This window comes from Fibrobacter sp. UBA7003 (genome assembly GCA_002449765.1).
Taxonomy (GTDB): Bacteria; Fibrobacterota; Fibrobacteria; order Fibrobacterales; family Fibrobacteraceae; genus Fibrobacter.
On record DJXN01000004.1, the window covers coordinates 207865 to 220013 of the forward strand.

The window sequence follows — 12149 nt, forward strand, 5'->3', positions numbered from 1 at the left end:
CCTTAAAAAAACAGCAGCGAAAAGCGGATGTTCACTATAAGGCGACCGCTCTCGTCCACGAGGAGTCGATCGTTCATCTTGGTGACTGGTTCGCCCAGAAGGTAGCTTGCCTGGACCTCGATTCTTCCTAGCAATTCGGTCTTCTTGAAAAACAGGATGTCGCGTCCGTAACCGAATTCAACCGCTGGCGAAAAGAACCACTCATCAAAATGTTCCATGCAGAATACCGACGCAGAAAAATGCAAAAAATCGTCATGTCCCGTTTGAATCAGCGCTCCCTTGAAATACCATCGCCAGTCAAGTCCGGTCTCAACGAATTCTCCCGCAATGGAAATTCCGCCATGGAGGCCAAGCGAATGAAGGCGATGGATCCGGTATTCGGCATCGACATCGACAGTTCCGTCGAACCCGCGAAGGTAATACGCCAGCGAGACGCCCCCGCCAACAACAAAGCCCGGCATGGACATGTCGCTGTCAGAAACCTCGTCCTCGACCGGGAGGCCCATAAAATCACGGCTCCACCCAAACGCTACGGCCAAAAGCAGGATCAGAAAAGACTTGAAGACAACGTTCATTGTCAAAAACACAAATAAACTTATTTCTTCGGATTTCGGTCGTCATATTCGCCGAGCGACTTATAGCCGTCGTTCAGCATCGCATCCATGAGTTCGTTTCGCATGGCGTGGGCAGCCATCCAGCGGAAAGCCACCACGGAATAGCACTGCACCGCATCGACACCGAGCTTGATGAGGTCGTAAATCTTGTACCCGTGGTCAATGCCGCCGCACGCAATAACGCTCATCTGCGGATAATGTTCGCGAATATACTTCACGTTCCACACCATGTTGTCGAACAGCGGACGACCAGACATGCCACCGCAGTCGCCATCGGCACGGAGAGGCTTGAGATCCTCAAGTTTTACGTTCACGGGCAGTTCGCTCAGTTTCGCGGTCGGGTACGTATTCCCGATGACAACCCCATTCACGCCCGTACGTACAAGCATTTCCATAATGGAAATCAGGTGCCGTTCCGAAAGGTCGGGGCTGAGTTTCGCATACACCGCCTTGCGCAGTCCGAGACCGTTCCTGAAATTCATTATTTCGGTAAAGATACGTTCCGAAAAACTCATGTCGAGGTCCACGCGTGACTCGCCTGTATTGGGGCAGCTCACGTTGATTTCGATATAGTCACCTGCACGGTAGGCAATCGAGAAACTTTCGAGGATATCCTTCAGCTTTTCTTCGGGGTCCGTAAGTCCCGGAGTCTCCGCGACCGAGATACCCACACAGAGGCCCGCCTTGTGCGCCTTCACGAGTTGCGCATCCACACGCTTCGCAATGACCTCCACACCTTCGTTATTGAGGCCCATACTATTGTGGATGGCACGGTCCTCTTCCAAGAAACCGATGCGCGGACGATGCGTATTCCCTTCGCGGAAATGGCGAGTCGCCGTTCCCACGGTAATGCCACCAAAGCCGACATTTGCGTAATCCTTGATACGGAGAGCCGTCTTGTTCGCGCCGGCCGCCAAAATGATGGGGCAACCGAGATAGAGCGAATTGCTGTGGTCCGAAAAAGTGATGACACGCTTAAGAGGCTTGCTCAAATCCGGGCGTCCGCCCATGAATGGGATAAACGGAGCAAAACGAGCGGCATACTTGAACGAGTCGTGCCTGAACTCCGGGGAATTGTGGAAAATCTTACGAATAAGCGCAAGAACCTTGTCGCTAAAACGCAAATAGTATTCGTGGTTGATGCAATCGTTCGCCATATTATTTAAATTACAAAAAAAAGAGGTTAAAAAGTGCTTACGAACGTAGAAAATAGAATCCAAGAGAGTTTCCCCAGCTATATCGATGCCCTCAAGCGGCTTGTGCGCATTCCGTCTATCAGTTTCGACAATTTTGACCAGAAATTCGTGCAACAGAGCGCGGAAGCCGTCAAGAAAATGTTCGTGGAGGCCGGTCTTAAGAACGTGCAGTTCCTGCTGCCGCCGAGCGGGAGGGCAACCGTATATGCCGAAAGCCTCACGAGCCCCGACAAGCCCACGATTTTACTCTACGCGCATCACGATGTGCAACCCACCATGCGCGAGGCTTTGTGGAACAGCGCCCCGTTTGAGCCCGAAATCCGCGGCGACCGCATCTACGGGCGCGGCACCGCCGACGACAAGGCGGGCATAATCACGCACCTTGCGGCATTCAAGCAGGTACGCGAAATGCTCGGCGACAAGGGACCAAACCTCAAGTTTATCATCGAGGGCGAAGAAGAATCCGGAAGCGCGGGCTTCGCAGAAATATTGCGCGAGCACGCGAAACTCCTGAAGTGCGACGCGGTGATTGTGGCCGACCTCGGGAACTTCGCGAAGGGGACTCCCTCCATCACGACAACTCTCCGCGGGATGAGCGCGGTGAACATCACCCTCCGCAGCACCAAGACGCCGCTCCATTCCGGCAGCTGGTCAGGCCCGATTCCCGACCCCGCTCAGGCACTCTGCCGCATGATAGCGTCGCTGACCGACGAGCGCGGGAACATCGCCATCCCGAATTTTGAGGATGGCCTCGTACCGCCTACGCCCGAAGAACTGGAATCGTACCGCAGTCTCGGCTACAGCGAAAAGACGTTCCGCAGCGAGAGCGGCGTTTTGGACAAAGTAAGCCTCACCGTCCCCGAAGGGGAAATTCTCGAATCGCTCTGGCGCAGGCCATCCATCGTGGTGACCGCGATGGAGTCGGGCAACCGATCGAGCGCGGGAAACGTGCTCCAGGACTGCGCCTACGCCCGCATCGGAATCAGGCTTGCGCCCGGTATGAATGCGGACCGCTGTTCACAAATGCTCGTGGACTTTTTGAAGGCTCAGGTCCCGAACGGGCTCGAATTTACCGCCGAAATCGAGGACGGTGCAAACCCGTTCGTCACCGACACGCAGCACCCCTTCTTCAAGAAGATGAGCGAAGCAATGGCGCAAGCCTACAAGAACGATACCAAGTTCATCGGCTGCGGGGCTAGCATCCCGGGTGCAGAACTCTTCCGCAAGACCTTCGGCGACATTCCCATACTGCTCACCGGCCTCGAGGACCCCGAATGCGCGGCCCACGGCGAAAACGAAAGCCTCTACCTCCCCGATTTCAAGTCGGGAATCGTCGCCGAAACACTATTCTTTATCTCGCTTGCATAAAGCGACCCCGTTTTTTTAGAATTTGCTATATTGGAAACCTATGAAAAAGAACCTGGTTGTATTGACGGGCGCAGGAATTAGCGCAGAATCCGGACTCCGCACCTTCCGCGGAAACGACGGGATGTGGGAACACGAGAATATCGAGGACGTATGTACGCCCGGCGCGCTCAGGCGCGACCCGAAGCGCGTGATGGACTTTTACAACTTCTTGCGCAAGGGACTCCCCGAACACAAGCCGAACGCAGCCCACATTGCACTCGCCGAACTCGAGAAGCGCCTAGGCGACCGTTTTCTGCTGGTGACCCAGAACGTTGACGACCTTCATGAACGTGCGGGCAGCAAGCGCATCTTGCACATGCACGGCGACCTGATGAAGCTCCGCTGCATGAACCACCCCGACCACGAATTCATGTTCAAGGGTGAAGAAACGCTCGAGACCAAGTGTCCGTTCTGCGGAGCAGGCACCCGCCCCGACATCGTGTTCTTTGAGGAAGTTCCGCTCTACATGGACATGATACAGAACGCACTGCGCGACTGCGACGAGTTCGTGTACATCGGCACGAGCAGCGTCGTGTACCCCGCCGCCGGTTTCAAGAACTTTGCCAAGCGCTTTGGCGCGAAGGTGACCTGCCTCAACCTCGAAATTCCCGCACACGACCCGGATACCGACGTATTTGTGCAGGGCAAGGCGACCGAAATCGTACCCAAGTGGTGCGAAGAGTTTGTATAAAATGCCGCGACTTAGCGAATCCGAAGCTTTAGACCTGTTTTTAAACGCACCGCTCGACGAACTCTGCGCACGCGCAAACGCCGAGAAGGAACGCCTGCACGGGAAATCCGTGTACTGGGTGAACAACCGCCAGATCAACTACACCAACGTGTGCGTACTGCACTGCAAGTTCTGCGCCTTCTCGAAAATCAAGAAGGATAGCCCCACCGCATACGACTGGGACTACGGCACCATCCGGAACAAGGCCGCAGAAGCGATTGCCGGAGGCGCACGGGAACTGCACATCGTAGGCGGGCTCCACCCGGACCATCCATTCGATTACTACATCGAGATGTTGCGCAAACTTCGCGTAGAATTCCCAAAAGTGAACCTGAAGGCTTTTACCGCGGTAGAGATTTGCCACTTCGCGAAAATCTCGGGCCAGACACCCCTGCAGATCATGACCACGCTCAAGGAAGCGGGCCTGGACGCCCTCCCCGGCGGAGGCGCCGAAATCTTGGTGCAGAGCGTGCGCGACCAGATTTGCCCCGGCAAGGAAACCGGCGAGGAATGGCTCGACGTGCACCGCGCCGCACACAAGATTGGCATCCCGACAAATGCCACCATGCTGTTCGGGCACATCGAGAAGCCCGAGGACCGCATCGCCCACATGCGCATGCTGCGCGATCTGCAAGACGAAGCACCCGGATTCTTCGCGTTCATCCCGCTCGTGTACCACCCGGAGCACAACGCGCTGCACAAGATTGTCCCGAACATCACGAGCGAAGAAGATATACTGCGCACGGTCGCAGTCGCCCGCCTCTTTTTGGACAACTTCCCGCATATCAAGGCCTACTGGATACAGATGGGCATCGAGACCGCGATGAAGGCGCTACACGCCGGAGCCTCCGACCTGGACGGCACGATTATCGAGGAAAAGATTACGCATGCGGCTGGCGCCACCGTACCCGTGGGCATGAGCCCCGAGCGCATGAAGTCGCTTATTGCAGGCGAAGGCCTTACCCCGGTCGAAAGGGATGCACTATACGAACGATTCTCCTAACGAGAATTGTTCTTTTGGCAATTCTTTTTTATACATTATGGACATGAAGACGTTATCTAGAATTTTATCCGCACTCCTGCTGTTTGTGGCATTCTCCTTCGCCAACATAACGCAGGATTCCTCCGTCAGTCGTTTCGACAAGCTCAACGACCTTGCCGCCACAGGCGACTCCGCCGTTGCGACTGTCGACGCCAACAAAACCTCTGCAACCGACGTTTCCAGCGCCGTGGATTCTATCGGTCGCTCTACTCCCTCCAGAATGACAGCCAATAAGAAGCGCGCCGTCTGGATTAAGCTCGAAGGCGACGTGGAACCCTCCATGTACGATTTCTGCGCACGCGCCATCGCCGACGCCCTCAAGGAAAATCCGGACTACATCGTATTCGAGATTAACACCTTCGGTGGCAGGCTCGATGCCGCATTCGACCTGGTCGACACCATCATGGCGGTCAAGGGCCCCGAGACCATCGCCCTCGTGAAGAAGAAGGCCATCAGCGCAGGCAGCCTCATCGCCCTCGCCTGCAAAAAACTCTACATGCTCGAAGCCACGACCATCGGTGACTGCGCGCCCATTGTGCAGGGCGGCGACGGCACCCCGCAAATCGTCGGCGAAAAAATACAGTCCCCACTCCGCGCCAAGTTCAGGAACCTCGCCCAGCGCAACGGCTACCCCGAACTGCTCAGTTCCGCATTCGTAACTCCGGAACTCGAAGTGCTCGAACTCACCGCCAAGCTCGACAAGGGCAAGAAGACGGAACGCGACACGACGCTCATCATCGAGGGCCAGAAGTACGCCGTCCTCGACAGCGCCGACAAGAAGTTCTGGGGCGCCCCGAAGATTCTCGTAAAGAAGGGCGAACTCCTGACCATGACCGACAAGGAAGCCGAGGAACTCGGATTTTCGAAGGGCACGTTCAAGGACCGTAACGAATTCGAGACGACGCTTGCCATCGAGAAGGCCAGTGAAGTCGAGACCACGCTCGGCGAAGACATCGCCGCCGCCATCGCAGCAATCTCCGGCATATTGCTCATCATCGGGTTCGGCGCGCTCTATATCGAATTCAAGACCCCGGGCTTCGGGCTCTTCGGTATCATCGGCATCATCCTCATCGGCATCGTATTCCTCGGGCAGTTCGCACCGCAGCTCGACGGCTACATTCCCGCCATCTTGCTCGTCGCAGGCGTCATCCTCTTCCTTGTGGAAATATTCGTGATGCCCGGAACATTCCTGTTCGGCATCGGCGGCATCATCTGCATGATAATTGCGCTTGCGATGTCGTTCTCGCCCGCAGAGCTCCCGGAATACGTCCCCGACGCCGTCGAGACGACGTTCGATGCGACCCCATGGCTAATCGGCTTGCTCTACATGCTATGCTGTGCGGGCGTCGCGCTCGTGTTCCCGATTGCCGCGAGCAAGTACCTGATTCCGCTCCTGCCCGAAGGCTGGACCCCCATGCTCAAGACGGACCTCGAAACCGCGGCCTCCCCCACGGAATCCGTGCAGGAAGTGCATGTGGGCGACACCGGCACTGCAAAGACGTTTTTACGCCCCGTAGGCCAGGCAAGCTTTACCATGCCCGATGGCAGCACCAAGCTCTTTGACGTTCAGACCCACGGTGAAATCATCGAGGCAAACACTCGCGTGAAGGTCGAATCCGTGCAGGAAGGCCATATCTGGGTCGTTCTGGACGAGAACGCCTAAAAATTTTAGTAGAATTTGAAAAAATAACACCGGAGACAAACAATGGATACACTCCTTATCGTTGGAATCATCATTGCGGCCATCGCCGTCATCATCCTTCTCGCCTTTATCGGCAAGTTCTTCAGCCTCTGGCTCCAGGCCTTGTTCTCCAGGGCAAACGTGAGCATTTTCCAGCTCATCGGTATGCGCCTGCGTAAGGTGCCCCCGCAGGTCATCGTGGAAGCACGAATCCTCAGCTGCAAGGCGGGCCTTCCCGTAGACACGAACCTGCTCGAAGCCCACTACCTCAGCCGCGGTAACGTGCTCCGCGTGATTCAGGCCCTGATTGCAGCAAACAAGGCGAACATCAAGCTCAACTTTACGGAAGCCGCAGCTATCGACCTCGCCGGCCGTAACGTGCTCGAAGCCGTGCAGATGTCCGTGAACCCGAAGGTCATCACGACCCCGAAGGTTTCGGCAGTGGCCCTCGACGGTATCCAGCTGCATGCCATTACGCGTATTACCGTGCGTGCCAGCATCCAGAAACTCGTCGGTGGCGCAGGCGAAGATACCGTAATCGCCCGTGTGGGTGAAGGCATCGTCTCGTCCATCGGTTCCGCACAAACTCACAAGGACGTGCTCGAGAACCCGAACATGATTTCCAAGAAGGTGCTCGCATCGGGCCTCGACGCCGGTACCGCATTCGAAATTCTCTCCATCGACATCGCAGACGTGGACGTGGGCCAGAACATCGGCGCCATCCTCGAAACCGACCGTGCCGAAGCCGACAAGAAGATTGCTCAGGCCAAGGCCGAAGAACGCCGCGCCATGGCTTACGCCGCCGAACAGGAAATGAAGGCGAAGGTCATGGAAATGAAGGCGAAGCTCGTGGAAGCCGAAGCCCAGATCCCGATGGCCATGGCATCTGCTCTCCGCGACGGCAAGCTCGGCGTGATGGACTACTACAACCTCAAGAATATCGAAGCCGACACCCAGATGAGGAAGGAAATCGGCAACGCTCCCGAGGCCAAGTAAACGTTTGTAGGGCAATATGGAAACCCTAATATTCCTAGCCATCGCAGTCGTCATCGCGATCTTCGAGAACAAGGTCAAGAAATCAAGGGAACAGAAACATCTGCCTCCCTCCGTGCCCGGCGATTACGATAACGAACATGCGGAAGATTCCCAGGACGAGGCGCAGCAAGCAGCCCCGCCCCGCTCGTTGCAGGACTTGATCCGCCAGTTCGAAAATGCGCAGCGCGAGGCAGAGCAAGGAAATATCGAACCGCCGACTCCCCCTGTGGAGGAACAGCATCGTGATCCGAGCGAACCGCTTACGCTCCGGGATATCGCCGAAGAGGTCATCGGAGAAGACGTCATCGACCTTGAATTCCTGATGGACACCTTCGATGTCGACGAGAATACCGCAGCCGAAATGCTCATGGACTTGCAGGCCCACCGGATCGTGGGCCGAGACATGGGCGAAGGCGAATGCGACGTGCTGGTGCACGACCTCGACGAACTCGAAAACCTGCTGAACCGTACTGACAGCCAGCCCTCCAGTAGCAAAAAGAACGAGGCCACGGAACAGGTGCGGCAAGATGCGGATGAAGATGTTCATAAAGCCGAACTCGAACGCCAACGCGAACTCAACGAACTCGAAGCCCGCGCCAAGGCCGCCCGCGAAAATGCGGCCGCCATCGCGGCTGTATCAGCCGATGACGACGAAACTCCGGTTCGCCGCCATGCAGCCCTCGTCTCGACGAAAAATATCGCCGACGTGCGCAAGGGATTCATCTGGGCGAAGGTGCTGGACGAGCCCCGCTTCAAGCGACGCTGGAGTACACAATACCGCTAAGGGCGCTCTAAACATATTATATTTTCGCCATCATGAAACTTCTACAGACTCCCCCCGACTTAAACAAGATCGCACGCCCGAACTGGATTGAAATCAACCTGGACGCCCTCTGCAATAACATTCAATTTATCCGCAGCCAGATACCCGCGAACACGAAGATTCTCCTGCCAGTGAAGGCCGATTCCTACGGACACGGGAGTCTCGCCTGCTCGTTTGCCGCCAAGTTCGGTGGAGCCGACTACCTCGGAGTCGCCCACATCAGCGAAGGGATGCTGCTTCGCCAATACGGCATGGACTTGCCCATCCTGGTTCTCGGCCCCTGCACGCCCGCAGACTTCGCCTACTTCGTCGAATTCCAGCTCACTGCCGCCATTACGGACATCCGCACGGCCATGGCGTTCGACCAGTTCCTCAAGGAAACGGGCACGACCTGCAAGGCGCATTTGGCGATTGATACCGGCATGAACCGCTACGGTTTCGATGCCGAGGACTTCAACAACATCCGCGCGGCGCTCAGCCTCAAGAGTCTCAAGTTCGAAGGCATGTTCACGCACCTCGCCACAGCCGACATGCCGGGGAACCCGAAAACCGATATCCAGATCCAGCGCTTCACGCGGCTCGTGGACGTGCTTGAAGCGGAAGGCCTCCGTCCAGAAATCTGTCACTGTTCAAGTTCTGCGGGTACGCTCACACGCCCCGAAAGCCACTTCGACATGGTGCGTCCGGGCCTTGCGCTCTACGGCTATAACTGCATGGGGGCGGCCCCCTCGCCGTGGCCCATCAAGCCCGTCATGAAAATCAAGTCCACCATCCGCCACATCCACGACGTAAAGCCCGGCGAGACGGTGAGCTACGGTGGCTACTGGATGGCGCAACAGCCCACGCGCATCGCAACCATCGCCATCGGCTACGGTGACGGCTACCTGCGTGGCGAATACAACAAGGGATTCGTCTTTATCCGCGGACAGCTTTGCCCGATTCTCGGCCGCGTATGCATGGACGCGACGATGGTCGACGTGAGCCACATTCCCGATGTCCAGGTCGGAGAAACGGTCGACGTCGTGAACGGTGAACTCGATTTCCGCATCTCGATGGAAAGTGTCGCGGACGACCACCACACAATTCCGTACGAACTAACAAGCCGCGTGGCACGCCGCCTGTACCGCAAGTACTACTGGAAAAACCGTCTGGTGCGCTGGGACTACCTGCGTCAGGAATTCGGAGTCAAGGACTACAAGGAATTCCCGCTGCGGTAACGCTATCACATCAAGCTTTTGAAAATCTTGACAGGAACTGCGCCAAGCGTTCGTTACCCGATTCGCGGAACACGTGGTCGGGAGTTCCCTGTTCCACGATGACGCCGCCGTCCATGAAGATGACCTTGTCTGCCACGTCGCGGGCAAAGGCCATCTCGTGAGTCACGATGACCATGGTCATCTTGTCTTCGGCAAGTTTCTTGATAATCTTGAGCACTTCGCCGGTCAGTTCCGGGTCCAGCGCAGAGGTCGGTTCGTCAAAGAAAAGTATCTTCGGGTTCATCGCGAGAGCGCGGGCAATGGACACGCGTTGCTGCTGGCCACCGCTGAGTTCGCAGGGATAAGAGTTTTCCTTGCCCTCGAGGCCCATGCGCTTGAGCAGGAACCGCCCCATCGCGCGGGCGTCCTTGCGCTCGTCCCCAAGCACTCGTACCGGAGCGAGGCAGATATTCTGAAGTACCGTCAAGTGCGGGAACAAGTTGAAGTTCTGGAACACGAGCCCCGTAGAAAGTCGGATTTCGCGGAGCGTTTTCGCCGGCGCGTACTTGACCGCCGGGCCAGAGCCTAAAGGTCCCTGAGCCTGCCGAAGGGTCGGCACCACCATGTCCTTGCCGTCGACCTGCACAAAACCGCCGTCAACCGTTTCGAGCTGGGTAAGGCAGCGCAACAGCGTACTCTTGCCGGAACCGCTGGGCCCGATAATCGAGAGCACCTCGCCCGCCTTCAGGTCAAAAGAGATATCCTTGAGCACATGCAAGTCGCCAAAGGACTTCTTGACGTGTTCTACCTTGAGGATCGGCGCAGATTCATTCATGTTTTCCATTCCACGCCTCACTTATAGTAATTGAGCTTGCGTTCCACGTAGGCGAAAAGCACGCTCAGCAAAAGGTTCGCCACATAGTAGAATACACCCGCCACGAACAGCGGGTAAATGCTCGCGTAGGCGGCCTGCTGCTTCTTGGCCAGCGCAAAAAGTTCCGTCACCGCAATCACCTGCGCAAGGGAGGTGTCCTTCACCAGAGTGATGACTTCATTGGCGCTGGCGGGTACCACGCGCTTGACCACCTGCGGGAGGATAATACGGAAGAACGTCTGCGTGCGGGTCATGCCCAGCATGTAGGCCGCCTCGTACTGCCCCTTGGGTATAGACTGAATGCCCCCGCGGAAAATTTCGGCAAAGTAGGCCGCATAGTTTATCGAAAACGCCACAATCACCGCCGGGAAGCGGTCAAATGAAAAATCCACGCCCGCATATTCGCTCAGGTAGTAGGAGCCGAAGTAAATCGCCACAATCTGGAGCAGCAAAGGGGTGCCACGCATCACCGAGATGTAGAACGATACCGGGTAACGCACCACGCGCCACTTGCTCATCTTGAGGACCGCGATAAGCAGGCCCAGCGGAATCGAGAACAGGAGCGTAAGCCCGAAAATGGCGAGCGTCGTGCAGAAGCCGCCCCAGAGAATCGGGAGTAAATTGCTCAAATCAGACATGGAACCGCGCGCCGGCCGTTACTTGCCGAACCACTTGGCAGAGATTTCGTCGAATTTGCCGTCGGCCTTCATGGCAGCCAGGGTGGAATTCACCGCATCACGCAGGGCCTGGTCCTTCTTGCGGAAACCCACGGCATAGACTTCGTCGGAGAGGCCTTCCTCGAGCACCGTGTAGTCCTTCGCGTTCGTCACAATCCAGTACTTGGCCACGATTTCGTCCAGGAACACGGCGTCGACACCGCCCTTGTCCAAATCCATGAGCGCCGTCTGGTTGTCGTCAAACGGGACTATTTCCTTGGCGGCCTTGCCCGCTTCGGAGGCATCCAGGAGCTTCTGGGCGGTAGAGCCGTTCTGCACGGCAATCTTCTTGCCGGCGAGGGCCGCGAGATTTGCAAGAGCCTTGTCCTTCACCGTGAAAATCATGCGGTTCTTGAGATACGGGTCGCTCAGGTTCATGGCCTTCGCGCGGGCGCTGTCCACGCTCATGCCGTTCCAGATGCAATCAATCTTGCCGGTGTTCAGTTCCTGTTCCTTCGCATCCCACGAAATCGGCTGCGTCTTGAGCTTCACGCCCAGGCGCGCACAAACTTCGGTGGCGAGGTCGATATCGAAACCCACGATGTTGTTGTCCTTGTCGCGGAAACCCATCGGCGGGAAGGAATCGTCGAGACCAAGCACAAACTCGCCCGCCGCCTTCACCTTGTTCAGGGATTCATCGGCCTGAGTCTTGGATTCCGCCTTCTGGTCGTTACAGGCAGAAAGAACCGCGGCACACGCAACCGCCGCAAACATCGCTAAAAGCTTTTTCATCTTGAAGTCCTCTTTTTGATTTACAAGAGAAATATAGAAAAAGGGCCGCATTCTAGTGAATACGGATAATTGAGCAGCCCTCATATTTAAGGCCTGAATGATT

General features: G+C 56.6%; 12 protein-coding genes. 7 read left to right on the plus strand and 5 right to left on the minus strand.

Annotation, left to right across the window (positions count from 1 at the left end):
- Nucleotides 1-2: 2 nt before the first annotated feature.
- Together B2952_RS03400 and B2952_RS03405 are read right to left on the minus strand one after the other, a co-directional pair.
- The gene (locus B2952_RS03400; RefSeq protein WP_290733790.1) at nt 3-575 is read right to left on the minus strand and encodes a hypothetical protein; all 573 of its coding nucleotides are present in this window, start codon (nt 573-575) and stop codon (nt 3-5) included.
- A gap of 20 nt (nt 576-595) precedes the next feature.
- Entirely contained in the window at nt 596-1771 is a 1176-nt protein-coding gene (locus B2952_RS03405) for a dihydroorotate oxidase (protein ID WP_290723880.1), read from the minus strand.
- A gap of 33 nt (nt 1772-1804) precedes the next feature.
- On the opposite strand from B2952_RS03405, the gene B2952_RS03410 reads away from it, so the two are divergent.
- From B2952_RS03410 to alr, 7 genes are read left to right on the plus strand one after another with little or no spacing between them, the layout of a single operon-like run.
- Nucleotides 1805-3178, plus strand: coding sequence for a M20/M25/M40 family metallo-hydrolase (locus B2952_RS03410; protein WP_290733788.1), 1374 nt, complete (start codon nt 1805-1807; stop codon nt 3176-3178).
- 40 nt (nt 3179-3218) lie between these two features.
- Nucleotides 3219-3908, plus strand: a complete 690-nt coding sequence (locus B2952_RS03415) for an SIR2 family NAD-dependent protein deacylase (RefSeq protein WP_290733786.1) — start codon at nt 3219-3221, stop codon at nt 3906-3908.
- A gap of 1 nt (nt 3909) precedes the next feature.
- Nucleotides 3910-4950, plus strand: a complete 1041-nt coding sequence (gene mqnE, locus B2952_RS03420; RefSeq protein WP_290733783.1) for an aminofutalosine synthase MqnE — start codon at nt 3910-3912, stop codon at nt 4948-4950.
- A 43-nt stretch (nt 4951-4993) separates the two neighbouring features.
- Nucleotides 4994-6652 carry an NfeD family protein gene (locus B2952_RS03425; RefSeq protein WP_290733781.1) on the plus strand — a complete coding sequence of 553 codons (1659 nt, stop codon included), beginning with the start codon at nt 4994-4996 and terminating at the stop codon, nt 6650-6652.
- 42 nt (nt 6653-6694) lie between these two features.
- Nucleotides 6695-7666 carry a flotillin-like protein FloA gene (floA, locus tag B2952_RS03430; protein ID WP_173382619.1) on the plus strand — a complete coding sequence of 324 codons (972 nt, stop codon included), beginning with the start codon at nt 6695-6697 and terminating at the stop codon, nt 7664-7666.
- Between the two features lie 16 nt (nt 7667-7682).
- On the plus strand, nt 7683-8489 hold the full coding sequence (locus B2952_RS03435; protein WP_290733779.1) for a hypothetical protein: 807 nt from the start codon (nt 7683-7685) through the stop codon (nt 8487-8489).
- 32 nt (nt 8490-8521) lie between these two features.
- Nucleotides 8522-9745, plus strand: a complete 1224-nt coding sequence (gene alr, locus B2952_RS03440; protein ID WP_173365344.1) for an alanine racemase — start codon at nt 8522-8524, stop codon at nt 9743-9745.
- Nucleotides 9746-9755: 10 nt separating this feature from the next.
- Here the strand turns inward: alr and B2952_RS03445 are convergent, their stop codons facing one another.
- From B2952_RS03445 to B2952_RS03455, 3 genes are read right to left on the minus strand one after another with little or no spacing between them, the layout of a single operon-like run.
- Nucleotides 9756-10559 (minus strand): amino acid ABC transporter ATP-binding protein, encoded by an 804-nt coding sequence (locus B2952_RS03445; protein WP_349679816.1) that lies wholly within the window; start codon nt 10557-10559, stop codon nt 9756-9758.
- A 17-nt stretch (nt 10560-10576) separates the two neighbouring features.
- Nucleotides 10577-11236 (minus strand): amino acid ABC transporter permease, encoded by a 660-nt coding sequence (locus B2952_RS03450; RefSeq protein ID WP_073114339.1) that lies wholly within the window; start codon nt 11234-11236, stop codon nt 10577-10579.
- An 18-nt stretch (nt 11237-11254) separates the two neighbouring features.
- Complete coding sequence (locus tag B2952_RS03455; RefSeq protein WP_073114340.1) at nt 11255-12046, minus strand: amino acid ABC transporter substrate-binding protein; 792 nt, start codon at nt 12044-12046, stop codon at nt 11255-11257.
- Between the last annotated feature and the right edge of the window lie 103 nt (nt 12047-12149).